The sequence below is a fragment of the Streptomyces phaeochromogenes genome (assembly GCF_001418655.1).
In the GTDB taxonomy this organism is placed as follows: domain Bacteria; phylum Actinomycetota; class Actinomycetes; order Streptomycetales; family Streptomycetaceae; genus Streptomyces; species Streptomyces phaeochromogenes.
This window is the reverse complement of record NZ_LIQZ01000064.1, coordinates 18,567-37,982: the sequence shown is the minus strand read 5'-3', so window position 1 is coordinate 37,982 and position 19,416 is coordinate 18,567. Positions and strand designations below refer to the sequence as shown.

The 19,416-nt window shown below is 70.0% G+C and carries 15 protein-coding genes and 1 pseudogene; 7 read left to right on the top strand and 9 right to left on the bottom strand.

Features of this window, described 5'->3' with window-relative positions:
• Window positions 1–15: 15 nt before the first annotated feature.
• The 7 genes from AOK17_RS09275 to AOK17_RS09245 are packed head-to-tail and all read left to right on the top strand — an operon-like array spanning window position 16 to window position 8,657.
• Window positions 16–1,026 carry an ABC transporter substrate-binding protein gene (locus AOK17_RS09275; RefSeq protein WP_055611868.1) on the top strand — a complete coding sequence of 337 codons (1,011 nt, stop codon included), beginning with the start codon at window positions 16–18 and terminating at the stop codon, window positions 1,024–1,026.
• On the top strand, window positions 1,023–2,066 hold the full coding sequence (locus tag AOK17_RS09270) for a FecCD family ABC transporter permease (RefSeq protein ID WP_206190714.1): 1,044 nt from the start codon (window positions 1,023–1,025) through the stop codon (window positions 2,064–2,066). Before AOK17_RS09275 ends, AOK17_RS09270 begins: the two co-directional genes overlap by 4 nt.
• Entirely contained in the window at window positions 2,063–3,121 is a 1,059-nt protein-coding gene (locus AOK17_RS09265) for a FecCD family ABC transporter permease (RefSeq protein WP_055611867.1), read from the top strand. The genes AOK17_RS09270 and AOK17_RS09265 overlap by 4 nt, the downstream gene beginning before the upstream one ends.
• Window positions 3,118–3,972 carry an ABC transporter ATP-binding protein gene (locus AOK17_RS09260; protein ID WP_206190713.1) on the top strand — a complete coding sequence of 285 codons (855 nt, stop codon included), beginning with the start codon at window positions 3,118–3,120 and terminating at the stop codon, window positions 3,970–3,972. Before AOK17_RS09265 ends, AOK17_RS09260 begins: the two co-directional genes overlap by 4 nt.
• The gene (locus tag AOK17_RS09255; protein ID WP_055611866.1) at window positions 3,965–5,161 is read left to right on the top strand and encodes an alpha/beta hydrolase; all 1,197 of its coding nucleotides are present in this window, start codon (window positions 3,965–3,967) and stop codon (window positions 5,159–5,161) included. Before AOK17_RS09260 ends, AOK17_RS09255 begins: the two co-directional genes overlap by 8 nt.
• The gene (locus tag AOK17_RS09250) at window positions 5,158–6,918 is read left to right on the top strand and encodes an ABC transporter transmembrane domain-containing protein (protein WP_245697069.1); all 1,761 of its coding nucleotides are present in this window, start codon (window positions 5,158–5,160) and stop codon (window positions 6,916–6,918) included. The genes AOK17_RS09255 and AOK17_RS09250 overlap by 4 nt, the downstream gene beginning before the upstream one ends.
• A complete protein-coding gene (locus tag AOK17_RS09245) occupies window positions 6,915–8,657 on the top strand; it encodes an ABC transporter ATP-binding protein (RefSeq protein ID WP_055611865.1) in 1,743 nt (580 codons plus the stop codon). The genes AOK17_RS09250 and AOK17_RS09245 overlap by 4 nt, the downstream gene beginning before the upstream one ends.
• 115 nt (window positions 8,658–8,772) lie before the next feature.
• Here the strand turns inward: AOK17_RS09245 and AOK17_RS48190 are convergent.
• From AOK17_RS48190 to AOK17_RS09205, 9 genes and pseudogenes are all read right to left on the bottom strand, one after another.
• A pseudogene (locus AOK17_RS48190) lies at window positions 8,773–9,110 on the bottom strand (helix-turn-helix domain-containing protein).
• 244 nt (window positions 9,111–9,354) lie between these two features.
• A complete protein-coding gene (locus AOK17_RS52090) occupies window positions 9,355–9,903 on the bottom strand; it encodes a site-specific integrase (RefSeq protein ID WP_245697068.1) in 549 nt (182 codons plus the stop codon).
• 231 nt (window positions 9,904–10,134) lie between these two features.
• The gene (locus tag AOK17_RS09235) at window positions 10,135–11,673 is read right to left on the bottom strand and encodes a sensor histidine kinase (RefSeq protein WP_055611864.1); all 1,539 of its coding nucleotides are present in this window, start codon (window positions 11,671–11,673) and stop codon (window positions 10,135–10,137) included.
• A complete protein-coding gene (locus AOK17_RS09230) occupies window positions 11,670–12,413 on the bottom strand; it encodes a response regulator transcription factor (RefSeq protein WP_055611863.1) in 744 nt (247 codons plus the stop codon). The genes AOK17_RS09235 and AOK17_RS09230 overlap by 4 nt, the downstream gene beginning before the upstream one ends.
• Before the next feature lie 50 nt (window positions 12,414–12,463).
• Entirely contained in the window at window positions 12,464–14,683 is a 2,220-nt protein-coding gene (locus AOK17_RS09225; RefSeq protein WP_055611862.1) for an ArnT family glycosyltransferase, read from the bottom strand.
• 17 nt (window positions 14,684–14,700) lie between these two features.
• On the bottom strand, window positions 14,701–15,990 hold the full coding sequence (locus AOK17_RS09220; RefSeq protein WP_055611861.1) for a bifunctional glycosyltransferase family 2/GtrA family protein: 1,290 nt from the start codon (window positions 15,988–15,990) through the stop codon (window positions 14,701–14,703).
• Between the two features lie 153 nt (window positions 15,991–16,143).
• Window positions 16,144–16,971 (bottom strand): fumarylacetoacetate hydrolase family protein, encoded by an 828-nt coding sequence (locus AOK17_RS09215; RefSeq protein ID WP_055611860.1) that lies wholly within the window; start codon window positions 16,969–16,971, stop codon window positions 16,144–16,146.
• A gap of 45 nt (window positions 16,972–17,016) precedes the next feature.
• Window positions 17,017–18,618: a sensor histidine kinase gene (locus tag AOK17_RS09210; protein ID WP_063997192.1), complete on the bottom strand. Its 1,602-nt coding sequence runs from the start codon at window positions 18,616–18,618 to the stop codon at window positions 17,017–17,019.
• On the bottom strand, window positions 18,615–19,361 hold the full coding sequence (locus AOK17_RS09205; protein ID WP_055611859.1) for a response regulator transcription factor: 747 nt from the start codon (window positions 19,359–19,361) through the stop codon (window positions 18,615–18,617). Before AOK17_RS09205 ends, AOK17_RS09210 begins: the two co-directional genes overlap by 4 nt.
• Between the last annotated feature and the right edge of the window lie 55 nt (window positions 19,362–19,416).

Below are 19,416 nucleotides of genomic sequence, written 5' to 3'. Positions count from 1 at the left end.
AAAAGAAGACCACCCATGAGCAACACCCCCCTGATGAGACGCGGCGCAGCCCTTGCTGCCGCACTGATGAGCGCCTCGCTCGTCCTCACCGCCTGCGGCGGTGACGGCGACGACACCGGCGACAAGGCCGCCGGGACCCGAAGCGACAAGGCCGGCGAGCCCCACAGCGTCAAGGCCGAGAACGGCACCATCGAGGTTCCCGCCGACCCCAAGCGAATCGTCACCATCGGCAACACGAACCTCCCCTTCATCGATCTGGGCGGCAAGCCGGTGGGCGTCACCGAGGCGTCCGAGTCCGAGCTCAACGTGCTGCCGGAGGAACAGAGGACCGCGTACGAGGCAGCCGAGATCATCGGCAACAGCGGTGGTGAGGTGGACCTCGAGAAGCTCGCCGCCCTCAAGCCGGACCTCATCCTGGTCCAGTTCTCCTCGGATGACTGGGACAAGGTCGGCAAGCAGCTTGAGGCAATCGCCCCGACCGTGTCCTGGGGGCTCGACACCGAGTGGAAGGCCTTCGCCGACGCGATCGCGGAGGCCGGCAACACCGCGGATGCGCTCAGCCGGCAGAAGGCGGAGTTCAAGGAAAAGGTCGCCAAGATCCAGAAGACCTACGGCAAGATCATCAACGACACCTCGTTCGTCGACGTCTCCCGCGGAGACTGGAGCGATCCCGGGACGTTCTACATCGCGGACATCGGCTGCTCCGAGATCGCCCGGGACGACATCGGCCTGGACCTCCCCGAGGCAGCCGAGGGCAAGGACCCCCTGGCCTACGAGTCCCTGCCGTTCGAGCAGATCAGTGAGCTGTCCAAGTACGACGTGATCACCTACCCCGTCGACGCCGACGGCAAGCCGACGGAGCCCTTCAAGTCGGTGGTCGCGACCAACACCTGGAAGGCGCTGCCTGCCGTGGGCTCCGATCGAGCGCTGGGGGTCTTCTGCCCCGGCAACAACTCCTACGGGCCCGTCATCCGGTACCTGGACTCGCTCGACAGCGCACTGGCGACCCTCCCCGGCAAGCAGTGACAGCCCTCGCCCTGCGGCAGGACGGTCCGGGCACCGAGGCGGTGCCCGGACCGCGTCGTCGTCTGCTCGGCCTGGTCGTCGCACTGGTGGTACTGGTGGTCCTGCTGGTGCTGAGTGTCATGATCGGGTCGACGGCGATCGCGCCGTCAGTTGTGTGGGACGCGCTGTTCCACTCCTCGGCCGACGTCGACCAGTTCGCGATCCGCGACTTCCGGCTGCCGCGCACGATCGTGGGTCTGGTCGTCGGCGTCGCCCTCGGTCTGTCGGGCGCGTTGATCCAGGCGCTCACCCGCAATCCCTTGGCCGATCCGGGTCTCCTCGGCGTCCATGCCGGTGCGTCCTTCGCGGTGACGGTCGCCGTGGGTCTGCTCGGCGTCCGCGACATCCAGGGCTACATGTGGTTCGCGTTCGCGGGGGCACTGATCGTCACGCTCCTGGTGCTCGCCCTCGGATCGACACGGCAGGGCCACTCGCCGTTGGTCATGGTGCTCGCCGGGGTCTGCGTCGGTGCCGTGCTCGGCGGCGCCAGGGAGGCGCTCCAGTTGACCGACCCGGACGCCTTCGACGCGATGCGGAACTGGAACGCCGGGTCGATCGCGGGTCGCCCGCTCGAGGTCGTGTGGCCGATCCTGCCGTTCTTCGCGGTGGCACTCATCCTGGCCTTCGCGGTGTCGGGCCCGCTCAACGCTCTGGCTCTGGGTGACGAGCTGGCGGTCGCCCAAGGGGTCCGGTTGGTACGCACCCGTGTGCTCGCGGTGACCGCACTCGCCCTCCTTGCCGGTGGCGCCACCGCGATCGCCGGACCCATCGGATTCGTCGGACTCATGGTGCCGCACGTGGCCCGCTGGATCGTCGGCCCGCACCAACGCTGGATCTTCGCCTACAGCATCCTCCTCGCCCCGAGCCTGCTCCTGGTCTCCGACATCCTCGGCCGCATCGTGATGAGACCCGGCGAGATCCCCGTGGGTATCGTCACCGCCTTCGTCGGCGCCCCCGTTCTCGTCGCGCTGGTGCGGCGGAAGAAATCGAGCGGACTGTGAACACGCACATTCCGCGGGTGGACTTCGGGCGGCGGGTGCTGGTGCTGCGGCACCGGCGGATCGCGGTACGGCTCCAGTGGCGCTCGGTCGTCGTCTGCACGGTGCTCGCGGTCGCGATCGCCGGTACAGCGGTCCTCGCGATGATGACGGGCTCGTACTCGCTGAGCCCCGGTCAGGTGCTCTCCGCACTGACCGGCCGGGAGACCGACATCGTCCACGACATCGTGGTCGAGTGGCGGCTGCCCCGGGTGACGGCGGCGCTGGTGTTCGGCGCAGCCCTGGGTGTGAGCGGGGCGGTCTTCCAGTCACTGTTGCGCAACCCGCTCGCCGACCCCGGCATCGTCGGGTTCACCCAAGGCTCCTACACCGGCGCGCTGATCGTGATCCTGGTCGTCAACGGCACCTACGTGCAGTTGGTCGGCGGGGCGTTGCTGGGCGGTATGGCCACCGCCGTGGCCGTGTACGTACTCGCCCACCGACGAGGGGTGCAGGGGTTCCGGCTGATCATCGTCGGCATCGGCGTCGCGGCGATGCTCGAGTCGCTCAACACCTGGCTGATCCTCAAGGCCGACCTGGACCAGGCGATGTCCGCGGCCGCGTGGGGTGCCGGGTCGCTCAACGGCGTGTCCTGGGACCAGGTCGTCATCGGCGGCGCCTGCATCGCCGTACTCCTGCTGCTGGCCGGGATGTTGAGCCGGCCGATGCGGCAGATGGAGCTGGGTGACGACGCGGCCGTCTCGCAAGGGGTACGGGTCTCGCCCGCACGCCTTGGCCTGCTCCTGGTGGGAGTGGCGCTGACGGCGACGGTCACGGCCGCGTCGGGGCCGATCGCGTTCATCTCGCTGGTCGCGCCGCAGATCGGACGCCGACTCGCCCGCACCGCCGGGATCACCCTCGCCCCCGCCGCCTTCGTCGGCGCGCTGATGTGTCTGGCGTCGGACTACCTCGCCCAGCACGTCGCCCCCACCCCGCTGCCGGTCGGCATCATCACCGTCGTGCTCGGCGGCGGCTACCTCGGATACCTGCTGTTCACCGAAGCCAGGAGACGCCTGTGAGCGCAACCCCGCCCGACACCGCGCGCCTGCGTGTGGAGTCGGCGACGATCGGCTACGACAGGCGGATCATCTCCGAGCACCTCTCGGTGGCGATCCCCGACGAGTCGTTCACGGTCATCGTCGGGCCGAACGCGTGCGGCAAGTCCACCCTGCTGCGCAGCCTGTCCCGACTGCGGAGGCCGTCGGCCGGACAGGTCGTCCTCGACGGTGCCGACATCAACTCCTACCGGGCCAAAGAGGTGGCGCGGCGCGTCGGACTGCTGCCGCAGACCTCGATCGCCCCGGACGGGATCACCGTCGCCGACCTCGTGGCCCGGGGCCGGTACCCCCACCAGGGGTTCATCCGGCAGTGGACCGAGGACGACGAGCAGGCCGTGCTCAGGGCGATGCACCAGACCTCGGTCGCCGACCTGTCCGGGCGCCTGGTGGACGAGCTGTCGGGCGGGCAGCGCCAGCGAGTGTGGGTGGCGATGGCGCTCGCGCAGCACACCGACATCGTGCTGCTCGATGAACCGACCACCTTCCTCGACATCACCCACCAGATCGAGCTGATGGAGCTGTTCACCGACCTGCACCACGTCGGCCACACCCTGGTCGCCGTACTGCACGACCTGAACCACGCCGCCCGCTACGGCACCCACCTGATCGCCATGAAGGACGGCGCCGTGGTCGCCGAGGGCACTCCGGACGAGGTCGTCACGGCCGAGCTGGTCGAGGAGGTGTTCGGCCTGCGCTGCCTGGTGGTGCCCGATCCGGTGGCCGGCAGCCCCCAGGTGGTGCCGCTCGGCCGCGAACGAACCCGACAGTGGTCCGCCGGCAACACCGACGTGGAGAGTGCGAGAAATGGCTGATCCGTTGGTCGAGAAGCTGTCGACCGGTGAGTGGAGCCCGGAAAGGTTCAGACGACACCTCGAGGAGACGGGTGCACCGCTGGTCGAGCGGGTCTCCGCGGACGAGGTGGAGGTGACGTTCGTCGACGAGCCCGGAGACGACACGACGGTCACCCTCTCGGTGGTGATCGGCCCCAGAATCGGCTTCAACCCGATCGACACGGAGTTCGCCCCGGTGGCGGGGACGCCGTTCCGCGTACTCACCCTGCGGATGCGTTCCGACCTGCGCTTCTCGTACGTGTTCACACGACGCGGGCCGACGGGTGAGGACGCACGGCTCCCGGACCCGTTCAACCCGCCACCGAGGTTCTCGGAGTGCTCGGTGGAGCGGTTCTCCGGGGCCTCGGTGGCAGTGCTGCCCGACGCGGTCCCGTTGCCCTGGCTCGATCAGGCCGAAGCACGGCCGGCCCCGGCCGTGGAAGCTGCCGTGCTGGCGAGCGAGCTCCTGGGAAACGAACGCCGCATCTGGGTCTCGATGCCCCCGGGAGGGTTCTCGGACGAGAGCCCACTGCCCTTCGTGATCCACCTGGACGGGACGCCGGACCACAGCGCGCCGAGCGTTCGTGACGCCCTGGTCCGGGCGGGACTGGTCCGACCCTGCGCGGTGGTCCTCGTCGGTCAGCCCGCACCGCAGCGCGACAAAGAGCTGCTCTGCAACCCGGCGTTCTCCCGGATGCTGGTCCAGGAACTGCTGCCGTGGCTCCACCACCGGTATCCGCTCTCGCGGGACCCCGGTGACGTTGCGCTGGCTGGCGAGAGCTTCGGCGGTCTGTGCGCCGGCTGGACAGCGCTCCACCACCCGACGACGTTCGGCAACGCCATCCTCCAGTCCCCGTCGTGCGGGTACCACCCTGACCTCAGGTGGGGCACCCGATCGGGCGAGCTGCTGCGCCGTACCCCCGTACCGACACTGATCGCCGACTACCTGGCAGCAGAAACGGCACCGATCCGCATCTTCCACGACGTCGGTGAGCTGGAGAGCTCGAACACCCACAGCCGCTGGTTGGACCACGTACTCACCGAGAAGGGCTACGACACCCTCTACAGAGAGTTCGCCGGCGGACACGACTACGCATGGTGGCGAGGAATCTTCGCCGATGCCCTGCTCTGGTGCTTCCCGCTCCGGAGCAGGAATCGGAGCCAGGCATGAGGAACTCCTTGCGTTTCTCGGGCGCCGACACCGCAGGACTGGGGCGAGGACCGCTGACCCGCCGGCTGCCAGTGCTCCTGCTCGCTCCCGCCGAGCCGCTCGGCGCTCGGCCGTTCGAGTCCGGGCCGGGGACCACCCCGGGCCGGTTCCTGCTGCGCGTGATCTTCTCTGTGAAGCGGATCAGCGTTCCCGCGATGCTGCTGGCGATCGTGTGGCAGGTGGGCGAGTCCGCGGTCCCGCTGGTGATGGGACTCGCGATCGACCGGGCCGTTGCGACCGGGGACGAGGGACAGCTGGTCCTGTGGCTCGGCGTGCTGGTGGCCCTCTACGTCGCGCTGACGTCGGCGGCGAGGCTCTCGCTGCGGCTGACCGCCCACGCGGTGCAGGTACTGCAGCACCGACTCCGCGGCACCCTCTCCACGGGCGTGCTGCACCCGGTCGGCGGCACCGCCCGTGCGCCGGGCGGCAACGTGGTCTCGGTGATGACGAGCGACGTCGCGCGCCTGTCCAACGCGGTGATCCTGACGATCATCCCGGTCTCGAGGGTCACAGCCATCGGATTCATCGCGATATCGCTGCTGGCCACGCACTGGCTGCTCGGACTCGTGGTGCTGTTCGGGGCACCGGTCGCGGTCTGGTCGATGGGCGTGCTCAGCGAGCGGCTCTCCCGGGACACCCGCGAGTACCAGGGGCTGCTGGCCTCCACGGTCGGACAGGCCACGGACCTGGTCGCCGGCTACCGGGTGATCAAGGGGATGCGTGCCGAGGCCGAGGCGACCAGCCGGTACCGGCAGGCAAGCCAGGAGACCCTTGTCGGCGCCAGGCGCAACGCGGGCCTGCTGGGGAGGTTCCTTGTGGGCTCTGGCGTGGTCAGCGGCACGTTCGTCGCCGCGGTGGTGGGGCTGGCGGGCTGGTTCGCCGTGGACGGACAGCTCAGCATCGGCGGGCTGATCACCGCCGTCGGCCTCGCCCAGGCGCTGCTGCCGCAGATCCAGGCGATCGCGAGCACGTCCGTCCCCAATCTCGCCGGCGCCCGCGCCTCGTCCGTGCGTGTCCTCGACGTGCTGCGGGACAACGCCGCGTCGACGGCCGGGCCCGATGACGCGACCCGGCGGGAGGTCACCGCGCTGCCGGAGCTGGACGTGGTCGTGCCGAGCATCTCCGGGCCCGGGGTGACGATCCGGGTCGAGCCCGGCGAGCTCGTGGGCGTACGCGCAGACGACCGGACCGCCGCCCGTGTCGTCGAGGCGCTGCTGGACCCGCGGCCCGAGGGAGGGGTCGAGGCGCGGCTCGACGGGATCGCGGCGCGGGAGCTGTCCCCGGTCGAGTACCGCGCACGGGTCACCGTCGCGCCCCACCGCGTCACACTGTTCAGCGGCACCCTCCGCGACAACGTCGCCGTGATCGCGGGCGCGCCCCAGCGGGTGGACGCCGCGATGCGGGCCGCCGCTTGCGACGACTTCGCGGCCGACCTCGACGTCCCGGTCGGCGAGGGCGGCAACCGGCTCTCTGGCGGCCAGCGCCAGCGGGTCGCGCTCGCCCGCGCGCTGGCGAGCGACGCGCCGGTGCTCGTGCTGCACGACCCGACCACCGCGGTCGACTCGGTCACCGAGCACACGATCGCGGGCCGGCTGCGCGGTGTCCGGGCAGGCCGCTCGACGCTGCTGATCGCCTCGGCCCCGGCACTGCTCGCTGCCTGCGACCGCGTCGTGGAACTGCCTGACGACGTACCCGCACTCTCAAGGACGGCGCTGTGAACGGCACCTCCGCCGTGGCCGAGACCGCGACTTCCCATGCCGGGCTGCCGGTCGCGAGCGGCCGCGAGACGGCCAGGGAGGTGTGGCGGCTCAGCCACGGGTACCGGCTCCGGCTCGCAGCGACCGGGGTGCTGGGGATCGTCAGCACCGGCGTCGACCTGATCGTTCCCGTGGCGATCGGATTCCTCGTCGGCCGCGTGCAGGCCGGCACCGCGGACCTCGCCACAGTGCTGACGGTCACGGTCGTCATGGCACTCTCGGCAGTGCTCGGCGCTGCGGGCACCGCGCTGACGATCGTGCTCGCCACCCGCGTCTACCACTCCATCCTCGCCGCGCTGCGCGAGGAGCTCGTGAGCCGCGCCATGACGCTCCCGCAGCACCTCGTCGAGCGCGCCGGTACCGGGGACCTGATCTCGCGGTCCAGCGACGACGTCACCGCCATCGCCGACGCCGCCCCCGCCGTGATCCCGGTGCTCACCGTCACCGCCTTCACCATCGTCGTCTCGCTGGGCGGGCTCGCGGCACTGGAATGGCCCTACGCCGCCGCCTTCGCCGTCGTACTGCCGGTCTACGTGCTGGCCGTGCGGTGGTACCTGCGCATCGGACTGGGGGTCCATCGCGCCGAGCGCACGGCGATGAGCGCGCGTGCCCAGCAGATCCTCGAGTCCCAGCGCGGCTACGCCACCGTGCTCGGCTTCGGGCTCGCCGAACAACGACACCGGGCTGTGATGACGGACTCCTGGCGCGTCGCGGGGCAGTCGCTCCGTGCACGCACCGTGCTGAGCATGCTCAATGCCCGGCTCAACCTCGGGGAGTGCCTGAGCCTGGCCGCCGTACTCGTCGTCGGCTTCGTCCTCATCGACCACAACGCATCGACCGTCGGCGCCGCCACCACCGCCATGCTGCTCGTGCTGCGCCTGCTCGGACCGGTCAACCAGCTGCTGCTGGTCATCGACACCCTGCAGTCAGCCCTCGCCTCGCTGAGCCGCATGATCGGGGTCGTCACGATCGCGTTCGGCTCGTCGGATGTCCCAGCGCAGGCCGCGAGCACCGCCGTACGGCTCGACGCGGTCTCGTTCCGTTACGGCGAGGGGCCACGGGTGCTCGACGACATCACCCTCGACATCCCGTCAGGTCAGCGCGTGGCCGTCGTCGGCGTGTCCGGGGCGGGCAAGACCACGCTCGCCGGCGTGGTCGCCGGCACCCACCTGCCCGAGGCCGGGAGGGTGACTCGCCCCAGCCGTACCGCGATGATCACCCAGGAGGTCCACGTCTTCGCGGGCACCCTGCGCGACAACCTCACCCTCGCCGCGCCCGGGGCCACCGACCTCGACCTCCATGCAGCGCTGGAAGCCACCGGCGCGGCATCGGTCCTCGATGTTCTCCCCGACCGGTTGGACACTCTGCTGGGTGTCGGCGGACACCCGCTCACCGACGCACAGGCGCAGCAACTCGCCCTCGCCCGCCTGCTGCTCGCCGACGCCGATCTGGTGATCCTTGACGAAGCGACCGCCGAGGCCGGCTCCGCCTACGCCGGACAGCTCGACCGCGCTGCCGATGCTGTCCTCGCCGGGCGCACCGCAGTCGTGGTCGCGCACCGTCTCTCCCAAGCAGCGACCTGCGACCGGATCATGGTGATGGAGCGCGGTCGGATCATCGAGACCGGCACCCACCGAGAGCTGGTTGATGCCGGTGGTGTGTACGCCGGGTTGTGGACGGCCTGGGAGGCCGCTCGGTGACAACTGCATGACCAGGCCAGGACTCGCCGCAGTCCGCGCAGCTTGTCGTCCCGGGTGAGTCCCCCCAGCCCTGGCAGTCCGGGCGCTGAGCGGGATGAGATCGTGTCGCCATTCGTCAGTTCGGTGGCAGCGAGCGACGGCTGCCCTGCCGACGGGGCGTCGGCCGTACTGGCCCCCGTCGAAGCCTTCAGCGACTACAGCCTTCGGCAGTGCTTCGGTCTTTGCCGCAGCGGCCTCCAGGGGCTCGGCCTGGAGCAGGTCTCCAACCGTGCAGTTCAGCACGGCACAGATCTTGTCAAGGTCGTCGAGCCGCACCGTGACCGGTGTGCCGCTCCACATCGCGGCGACCGTGCTCAGCGACGGCGTGAATCCAACTGTCTTGAACACCTCCAGCAACTCGGTGGGACGCCACAGGTCCCGCTGAGCGGCCACCATCCGCAGATTCCACTTCACTGAAGGTTTCCCTTGTCCATCACCAGGCGCTGGGCCGCCCGCGAGCTCGCTGCCACCTTTGGCATGCTCGGGGTTGAAGAGGTGCGGGAAGAGGTCGGTGATCGGGCCGGTCAGGTAGCTCGCGGCCGCCGCGTGGAGCTGGCGGCGGAATGTCGAGGGTGTGGTCGCCGGGGCGATCGGCAGGTTCAGCGCCGCTATCGCCCTGGGCTTGCGCTCGGACGGCCACAGGGGCGCGGACGGGTGATCAGCGTCGTCGCCGAACTCCGCCCGGACCTCCTCGATGTACCACCAGAGCAGCTCGCGCCCCTCTCGGAACATGTAGGCCTCTCGGGGCCGTGTCCCGAGCCGCGAGCGCCCTTGCCTGGACGACGAACCGGCCCCACTGGCCGTGTTCCCAGTGAATGTCGCCGATCGTCACCGGGCACAGCCCGGCAGCCCGTGCTCCGGAGAGGTACGCGATCTTCGTCATGACGTAGTCGCGGCAGGCCACGGCGTACTTCCGGGCGTACGGCAACTGCTCCCGCCAGCGGGCGAAGAACTCCCTCATCGCCGCTTGTGAGGTTGGGATCCGCAACCCGAAGTCCCCACGGTGCACAGACCTGTTCAACGGGTCGACAGGTTCCACCGTCGCTCCGAACCGCATCATGATCAGCTGGTCGATCGTCGACGGGGCCAGTCCGGCTGAGTCCCGTGCCCACTGGTACTCGGTGGGCGCGTCGACGAAGAAGCCCTGCTCGTCCTGGGCGGACATCCGTGCCTGGCGGCGCCGCTGGAGCGTGACGACAGCTGCCAAACCGGTCTCGATCGAACCTGATCCCTCCTCCGCAGCACGTGGCGGCGGCACGAGAGTGAGAGTGCGACCTTCAGAATCTGACACAAGCACATGGATCACTGAAGTTGCTGCGAACTTCCCATAGTTACTCGCAGATTCCTGGAGATCGCAGCACGGGTATCATGCACACCGCTGACCTGCTGACGAGCATCATCTCCATTCTCAGAAGCCCTCGGAGAACCTGCACGTCAATCAGCGAGGTTCCCGGCCCGGGTCGGCTGCGGGCAGGACCAGGCGGAAGGTGCAGCCATGGCCGGGAGTCGTGTCGAGTTCGAGGCGGCCGCCATGGCCCTCGGCGATGGCCGCGGCGATGGCGAGACCGAGGCCGCTGCCGCCGTGGAGGCGCGAACGGGCGGGGTCGGCGCGGTAGAAGCGTTCGAAGACGAGCTCGGCGTCGACGGGTTCGAGGCCCGGCCCTTCGTCCGCCACCTCGATCACGTTGATCGGCAGGCGTTCCGGCAGGGGCGGTGAAGCGGCGGAGCGTCCGGGTCGGTCCGTGCCGCCCGTTCCGGGCCCCGCCTCCGCCGTGCCGACGCGGACGTGGACGCATGTGCCCGGCGGGGTGTGGACGCGGGCGTTGGACAGCAGGTTCTCGAGGATCTGCCGCAGCCGGTGCCGGTCGCCGACGGTCTCCGCGACGTCGAGTTCCTCGGCTCCGGTGGGATCGGCCGCCGTGTGCAGCGGGCCGAGGTCGACGGGATGGGACGCACGGTGGACGGCGGTCGCACTGACGGCGTCCGCTGCCAGGGACAGCAGGTCGACCCGTTCCCTCCGGTAGGAGGGTTCCTTGTCCAGGGTGGCAAGCAGCTGGAGGTCGTCGACGAGCAGGCTCATGCGTTCCGCGTTCTGCGCGATGAACCTGTTGGCCTCCTGCAGTTCCTGCGCCGGGCGCCGCTCCGGGCGCAGTGCGAGTTGGGCGTAGCCCTGGATGGCGGTGAGCGGGGTGCGCAGTTCGTGCCCTGCGTCGGCGACGAACCGACGCAGCCGCGCCTCGGAGGCCTCGCGGGCCAGCAGCGCCTTCTGGAGGCGGTCGAGCATGGAGTTCAGGACCCGGCCCAGCCGTCCGATCTCGGTGCGCGGATCGGTGTCGGGCAACCGCAGGCCGAGCCGACCCGCGGTGATGTCCTGGGCGGTACTTTCCATTCTGGTCAAGGGCAACAGGCCCAGCCTGACCACCCACCGGCCCAGGGCGAGCAGGGCAACGATCGTGACGGCAAGCAGGACTGCGTTCAGCCACAAGACCTTCGAGGCGGCGCCGTCGACGGTGTCGAGCGGCAGGGTGACCACCGCGCTCATTCCGTCCGGGCCGGGGTTGAGCATCACTCGCCAGCGGCCGTCACCGCTCGTGGCGGGCATGGTTTCCGGATGTCCGTCCCGCAGACCGAGGTCCTGCACCTCATCGGCCAGCTGAGGTCCCGGCTTTGATTCGGAGCCGAGGGAACCGTTCAGACGGTGGCCTGAGGCGTCGTAGAAGTAGACGTGGAAATCCGAGGGCAGCACGTCCAGTTGTTTCCCCGGCGCCGGGAGTGTGCCGTCCAGGGCGTCGTAGAAGGCCGGTGCCGGTGGGTGGAACTCGACGAGTTGCTCGTCGACGCGGTCCAGCAGCCAGGACCGAAGCACTACATAACCGATGGCCTGGGAAGCCAGGACCGCCGCGGTGGCGAGCACGGTGACACCCACGACGAGGCGTCGTCTCAGTGATCTGGGCGGCCGGGGCAGGAGGTGGGTCACTGCTCCGACGTCCCTGCGTGGTCGCGGGGAAGACGCAGGCTGTAGCCGACACCGCGCACGGTCTGGATGAGGGGTGGATCGAAGCAGTCGATCTTCTTGCGGAGGTAGCGGACGTACGTCTCGATGATCCGTACGTCACCGGCGAAGTCGTAGCTCCAGACGTGGTCGAGGATCTGGACCTTGGTCACCACCTGGCCCGCGTTCGCCAGGAGGTAGGCCAGGAGCTTGAACTCGGTGGGTGACAGCGCGATGTACTCCCCCGCGCGGTGCACCTCGTGGGCGCCCTCGTCGAGTTCCAGGTCGGCGTAGCTCAGGACGCTCGGCATCACCCGTGCCGTGATGGCCGGAGCCGTTCGGCGCAGGATGGCCTCGATGCGCAGCAGGACCTCCTCGATGTTGAACGGTTTGGAGACGTAGTCGTCTCCGCCCGCGCGCAGGCCGCTGACCCGGTCGTGGGTGCCGGTGCGGGCGGTGAGGAACAGGATCGGACAGTCGTTCCCCGCCGCCCGCAGTCTGCGGGTCACCTCGAAGCCGTCCAGGTCGGGCAGCATCACGTCGAGCAGGACCAGGTGCGGTTCCAGGCGTTCGACCTCCAGGAGGGCCGACTGCCCGGTGTCGGTGCTGCTCACCTCGTATCCGGTCAGACGGAGCGTCGCCTCCAGCAGCGTACGGATGCTGGGCTCGTCCTCGACCACGAGGAGCCGATGTCCCGGCCTCGCTGCTGGGGGCCTGTCGGTCATGACGTCTGCTGGTCCGTTCTGCCGTCTGGTGGTGCCCGCTCCGGCCCGGGTTACTTGGCCGCGCAGTCGTAGAGCACGCCGGCTCCCCCGAATCCCATCACAGCTCCGCTGTCCTCCTCGGAGGACGTGCCGCCGTAGGACGACGCCGGCACCTTCGTGCAGTTGTCGGCGATCCAGTCGGAGCGCTGCTTGGCGTATCCGCCCGACATGCCGCCGGGCCCGCCGCCGTTGGTGCCGGAACCCAGGATGTAGCGCAGTTCGCCGTTCTTGGTCCACTCCTTCAGCTGGGCCACCGACGGCGCGTTGTCGCTGTTCGTGAAGCCGCCCATGCCGATGACGGTCTCGTCGGTGCCCAGGATGAAGGAGCTGGCGGACAGGGCGCCGCCCTCGACGGCGAGCTTGATTCGTGCGTCGGGTGCCTGCTTGACGGCGTACTGGAGGATCTTGCGCTGGTCAGTGGTGAGTTCCCCACCGCCGCCGGGACCGCCGGGACCGCCCGGGGCACTTCCCGAGCCGGCTCCTGGCGTACCGCCCCCCGCTCCCGCCGTGGGCATGCCGGAAGGCATCCCGGACGGCATCTCGCCGGACGGGGGTGCACCGGACCCGCTCGAGGAGCCGTCGGCGCCGGGGAGGCCCGGCATGTTCGACGGCATCCCGGACGGCATGCCCGACGGAAGGCCTCCGCCGTTTCCACCCTGCCGGGGCATTCCGCCGCCCCCGCCGAAGCCCATCGTCGTCGGCCCGGCCGTCGGGTTGGAGCCGCCCATACCGGTGGAGCCGGGCACGCTCACCGCCCAGGCTCCGGGGGCGACGAGGACCGACGCCACCGCCGCGCCCACGGCGACCGTCAGCAACCGGGCGTTCCGTCGTGCCAGCACCAGCAGGACGACGGCGGCGCAGCCCACGAGCAGCACCGGCCACACCAGCCAGCCGTTCCAGTCGGGTACACGGCGGACCAGCACCACCGCCCAGACCACGCTCACCAGGACCCCGGCCGCGCCGGCCAGGGGCGCCCAGCGGAAGCCCGCACGGTGCACACGGACCAGGCCGGCCGTCAGCCCACCGCACAGAGCGGCGATGGCCGGGGCGAGTTGGGTGGTGTAGTACGGGTGGAAGATGCCCTTCTGGGTCGAGAACACGGCGGCGCAGACCACCAGCCAGGTTCCCCACAGCAGCCAGCCGGAGGCCGGCAGCAGGGCGGAGGCGGGCAGCTTCCCGCGTCGGTGCAGCACCACCACCACGACCGCGCCGGCCAGCGCCAGTCCGCAGAGGGGCAGCAGCCAGCTGATCTGACCGCCCACCTGCGAGTCGAACATCCGGGTCGGACCGGACTGGCCGCCGAACCCGCCGGCGAACCCGCCGCCGCCTCCGCCTCCCCCGCCGCCCATGCCCTGGGGCATGCCGTCACTGGAACCGAAGACCCGCCCCAGCCCGTTGTAGCCGATCACGAGGTCCCAGGCCGAGCCGTCCTCACTGCCGCCGATGTACGGGCGGTCGCCCGGCCACAGGGCGACCATGGCGACCCACCACAGGGAGGACGCCGCCAGGATGGCTCCCGCGCCCAGCAGACGCCGCACTCGCGGTATCCAGGCGCCGCTTCCTCCCACGAGCCAGGCGACGGCGAACGCGGGGACGACCATCCAGGCGGCGAGCATTTTGGTGAGGAATCCGCACCCGATCAGGAAGCCGCTCGCGCACAGCCACCAGGTCGCGGACCTGCCCTCCGCCTGCAGCGCGCGGGTGAGCGCGTACGCCGCCGACACCAGCAGCAGGACCAGCAGCGTGTCCGGGTTGTTGTCCCGGTTGATGGCCACGGTGATGGGCGTGAGCGTGAGCACCAGGGCGGCGACCAGCGCCGCGCCCTCACCCGCCCAACGGCGAACGGTGCGGTGCAGCACCAGCACCGCGGCCACTCCTTCGAGCACCTGCGGCAGCATCAGGGCCCACCCGTGCAACCCGAAGAACTTGCTGCTGATCACCTGCGGCCAGAGCGCGGCCGGCGGCTTGTCGACCGTGACGACGCCGATCGGGTCGAAGGAGCCGAAAAGGAAGTTCGTCCAGCTCTTCCCCATCGACTTCACGGCCGCCGAGTAGTAGCTGTTGCCCCAGCCCAGGGAACCCAGTGCCCATCCGTACAGGATCGCCGCGAGCACCAGGACGGCTCCGAGTGCCGCGGGTGCCGCCCAGGTGGGCAGTGAGCGGACGGACGTACGCGTCCCGGCGTGCTCCGAAGCCGCCGGTACGGACGTGATGTGCGCGTAGTTGCTCATGTCTCGTTTCGCTCTCGTCAACTGGTACGGCTGCGGGGACCGGCGAAGACGGCCAGCCGCAGGGTGGCGAAGCGCACGCCGGTGACGGCGACGGACGCCGCGGCGAGGACCGCGGTCTCGGCTGCCGGTGAGGCGCCGGGATCGAACCACTTGAACCACAGCACCGCCCCGGAGGTGACCAGGTAGCCGAGGACGAACAGGCCGCCGGCACCGAGGTGGGCGCGGGCGGGCGCGGTGGAGGAGTGCCGGAAGGTGAGGCGCCGGTTCGCCTCGGTGTTGAGGACGGTGAGGACGAACAGCGAGACCAGGTTGGCGACGGCGGGGGTCCACCAGCCGCGTGCCAGCCAGTACAGCAGGGCCTGCCCGACCGTGGAGACGACGCCGATCGCGATGAAGCAGCCGACCTCCCACGACAGCACTCCACGTCCCGTGGCCGGTGCGAGGACTGCGTCGGGGTGCTCGGCGGACGGGGCAGGACGCGGTCGAATGCCGACGCGGGCGCCGCCGGAGGCCTTCAGTCGCGCCATGCGCCACAAACCCCGCAGGTCGTCCGTGGCGGTGCTCACCACGTCCACCCGGGTGTCGACGTCCTCGACCCAGTCGACCGGCACCTCGTGGACGCGCAGTCCGTTGTGCTCGGCGAGCAGGAGCAACTCGGTGTCGAAGAACCACGCGTCGTCGCGGGTCACCTCCAGCAGCGGCCGGAGCACGTCCGTACGGGCCGCCTTGAACCCGCACTGGGCGTCGGTGAAACGGACACCGTGGGTGAGCCGGATGATGCCGTTGTAGCAGCGGGAGACGAACTCGCGGCGCGGCCCGCGCACCGTGCGCGCTCCGGGTGCCAGCCGGGAGCCGATCGCGAGGTCCGAGTGCCCGCTGGCCAGCGGGGCGACCAGCGGGAGCAGCCCGTCGAGGCCGGTGGACAGGTCCACGTCCATGTACGCCACGATGTCCGCGTCGCTGGCGCCCCAGACGGTACGCAGGGCCAGCCCGCGCCCCTTCCGGTCCAGGTGGACGACGCCTACCCCGGGCAGTTCGTCGGCGAGGCGGCGGGCGGTGGCGAGGGTGTCGTCGGTGCTGGCGTTGTCGGCGACCGTGATCCGCCAGGGGAAGGGGAATCCCTCGGACAGCCGGGCGTGGAGGGTGTGCAGGCACCCGGGCAGGGCACGCTCCTCGTTGTAGACCGGCACGACGATGTCCACTGTCGCAGTACCGGCTTCCGGGAGAAGCGAACGGTCGACCGGCTGGAATGGGGCCGGCCGCTCCACGCGGGCGGCGATTTCGGTGAGGTGGGGGGTGGGAGTCATGGATTCCTCAGGCATGAGGGGACGGCAGACTGCGGCTCACGGGCCCTGGTCCAGGGCCGCGGCCTCACTGTTGCCGCCCCGCCTGTGGGGGCGGGGGGAGGATACCGAGAACTGACAGGGAGTCAGATCAATGGCCGAAAGCGCTCCCACGATTCACTGTGAACTCGGCCGCATCACGATGTTGCGGTGTTCACCGACGCCTTTGATCACACTGATCACCTGTGTTCCCGGCCGAGGGGGTACCTCGTGTTTACGACTGGTACCGGTTCCGGCCGGCGTTCCGGTCGTGATCAGATCGCCGGGCAACAGGGTGACGGAGCTGCTGACGTGCGCGATGACGGTGGCGACGTCGAAGATCAGTTCCGAGGTGTTCGCCTTCTGCGTGACGCGCCCGTCCACGAGACAGTTGATCGTCAAGCCGCGAGCGCCGATCGGCGCATCATCAGTGGTGATCAGGGCGGGCCCCACCACAGTGGCGACAACAGCGGACGGGATGCGCTCCGGGCCGTTCCGCACCGCGACGTCGTTGACCACGGTGTAACCCGCGACATGGCTCAGGGCCGACCGGGCCGTCACATCCCGGGCCCTTCGCCCGATCACCACACCGAGCTCCACACCGCAGTGCACATCCTGTCCCTCGGCCGGCAGGCGGATGTCGTCGTCGGCACCGACGACCACACGGCCGTCGTTGCGCACGGAGAACTCCGGCGCGGCAGGGACGGGACACCCCAACTCCCGTGCCCGGACGGCATAGTTGAGGCCGACGGCAACCATCTTGCCCGGTCGGACGATCAGTGGGGCATAGGAGACGTCGTCCAGCCTGTGACGCTCACCGATATCGGCACCGGCCCGGTCCCGCCAGCCGTCGCCGGACGCGATCAGCGCCCCGACGTCCGGATACGGCAGCAGCACGCAGTGCCTTTTGTGCACACGCGCGGCGGCCGTACGGTTCCGCCCCAGTCGTACGGTGCTGAGTTTCACCGTTGAAACTCCTTCGGTAGTGGTGAGGAATTGGTCAGGTGAAGGTCATCCACTGACGCCGGCAGCCGTGGCGGACAGCAACGGAGGGGTCCGTCCATCGCGGTGCGCCGTGGATGCGGCAGTGGGCCGGTTCGGCAGAAGCAAGCGGAATGTGCAGCCCTCCCCCGGCCAGGTGTCGAGCTCCAGACGCCCGCCATTGGCCTCCGCGGCACTGGAAGCGATCGCCAGTCCCAGACCGGAGCCGGCCGCAGCCCGCTGGGCGGAACCGGCGCGGTAGAAGCGTTCGAACACTCTCCGCGCGTCCGACCCGGCGAGGCCGGTCCCGTCGTCGGCCACCTCGACGGCACAGGCAAGAGTCCCGGCGGCAAGTGGAGGATTGACACTGGTGCGGCCCCCTCCGTCCGTGCCCTGGCCGTTCGGGCGGATACGGAGGGTGCCGACACGCACCCGGACGTGGGTCCCGGTCGGGGTGTGGACGCACGCGTTGGTGAGCAGATTGGACAGGATCTGAGTCAGCTGGTGCGGATCACCGAGAGCATCGACGACGTCCAGCTCGGCTTCGTGGGCATCGCCCTCGGTGTCGGCAAGGGCGCCCAAGCCGATACTGCGGTCGGGGTACTGCACGGCGACGGCAGCAATGCTGTCCGCGGCCAGAGACAGCAGGTCGACCGGCTGCCACTGCATCGCGGGTACGTCCCCCAGCTTGGCCAGCTGGGACAGGCTGTCGACGAGGCGGCTCATCCGTTCCGCGTTCCGCACGATCAGCTGCTGCGCCTCGTGGCGTCGTTCCGGACTCATCTCCGGCTCCTGTACGAGGAGTTCGGCGAAGCCCTGCAAGGAGGTGAGAGGCGTGCGCAGTTCATGACCGGCGTCCGCCAGAAAGTGGCGCAATCGCTGCTCGGACGCCTCTGCACGGTGCAACGCGGTGCGCAGCCGGTCGAGCATGGTGTTCAAGGCACGGCTGAGGTGGCCGACTTCGGTGACCACGTGTTGGTCCGGAACGCACAGCTCCAACTCGCCGTCGGCGATGCGCCGTGCGGTGCGCTCGACCCCGGCCAGCGGACGTAGCCCCACTCGCACGACGAGGCTGCCGAAGAGGACGACGCCGACGGCGACAGCCACCCCCACGGCGAGGCTGAACCACAGCATCCTGACGGTCGCGTTCTCCACCTCGTTCAGAGGCAGCGCCACCACCACCCTCGTGCCGTCGGCGCCGGGCCGGGCGATCACCCGCCAGGTGCTTTCCCCGTCGGTCGCGGCGAGCGTGACGGGTCGGCCGTTCCGCAGACCGAGTGCCGACTCCGACCAGGGCAACCGTGGCCCGGCACCACCCTCGTCGCCACTCAGTGACCTGGGCAGCCTGCGTCCGTCGCTGTCGTAGAAGTACACCCGGTAGTCGGAGGGGAGGGCGTTGTTCCTGCCGCTCTCCCCTGCTGTCGTCCGTCCGTCGACGACGTCCCGTTCCAGCTGGGCCACCGGTTGGAAGCGGCTGAGCCGACCGTCGACCTGGTCCGTGAGCCAGGTGTGGAGCAGTGCGAGCCCCGCCGCCTGGCAGAGCAGAACCGCCGAGGTGGCCAGCAAAGTGGCGCCAAGAACCAGCCGTGCTCGCAGAGAGCGCGGTTTCAGCCGCCCCAGCCGCTGCCTCACAACGCCGCCGCTCCCGGTCCGGGACGGGCGGCTCGCAGACAGTAGCCGACACCGCGGATCGTCTGGATGAGCTGGGGCTCGAACCGGTCCATCTTGCGCCGCAGATTGCGTACGTACGTGTCGACGATGCGGGCGTCTCCCGCGAAGTCGTAGTGCCAGACCTCGGACAGAATCTCCTTCTTGCCCACCACACGTTCGGGCTGCGCCAGCAGACAGACCAGGAGCCGGAACTCGGTGGGCGACAGCTGGATCGGCAGGCCCGCCCGCCACACCTCGTGCGTCTGCTCGTCCAGCACCAGATCGGCGTACCGCAGGGCCGGCCTCCTGGCCCCGCCACCCGGCGGCATGTCACTGCGCCGCAGGATCGCACGGATGCGCAGCAGTACCTCCTGCACATGGAAGGGCTTGGTGACGTAGTCGTCCCCGCCGGAGCTGAGGCCGATGATGCGGTCCTCGACGTCGGTGCGGGCCGTCAGGAACAGCACGGGTGTGTAGACACCCTCCGCGCGCAGATGACGCGTCACCGCGAAGCCGTCGATATCCGGAAGGCCCACATCCAGCAGGATCAGATCGGGCTGGCTGCGGCCCGCCTCGAACATGGCCGTCCTGCCGGTGTCGGCGGTGTTCACCGCGTATCCGGCGGCGTGCAGAGCTGACGTGAGCAAGGTGCGGATGCTCGGGTCGTCCTCGACCACGAGCACGTTGTGTCTGGGCGGCGCGGGCGCTGACGGCGCGACGGGCATGGAGCTTCCTTCGCTGGTGCGGGGTTCGGATTTCGCCGAACACCCCGGACGGCGT

Excerpts from the sequence above, each read along its gene's own strand:
- AOK17_RS09275 (WP_055611868.1), top strand. The coding sequence starts at position 16 with ATGAGCAACACCCCCCTGATGAGACGCGGCGCAGCCCTTGCTGCCGCA.
- AOK17_RS09255 (WP_055611866.1), top strand. The coding sequence starts at position 3,965 with ATGGCTGATCCGTTGGTCGAGAAGCTGTCGACCGGTGAGTGGAGCCCG.
- AOK17_RS09250 (WP_245697069.1), top strand. The coding sequence starts at position 5,158 with ATGAGGAACTCCTTGCGTTTCTCGGGCGCCGACACCGCAGGACTGGGG.
- AOK17_RS09230 (WP_055611863.1), bottom strand. The coding sequence starts at position 12,413 with ATGACCGACAGGCCCCCAGCAGCGAGGCCGGGACATCGGCTCCTCGTG.
- AOK17_RS09225 (WP_055611862.1), bottom strand. The coding sequence starts at position 14,683 with ATGAGCAACTACGCGCACATCACGTCCGTACCGGCGGCTTCGGAGCAC.
- AOK17_RS09220 (WP_055611861.1), bottom strand. The coding sequence starts at position 15,990 with ATGACTCCCACCCCCCACCTCACCGAAATCGCCGCCCGCGTGGAGCGG.
- AOK17_RS09205 (WP_055611859.1), bottom strand. The coding sequence starts at position 19,361 with ATGCCCGTCGCGCCGTCAGCGCCCGCGCCGCCCAGACACAACGTGCTC.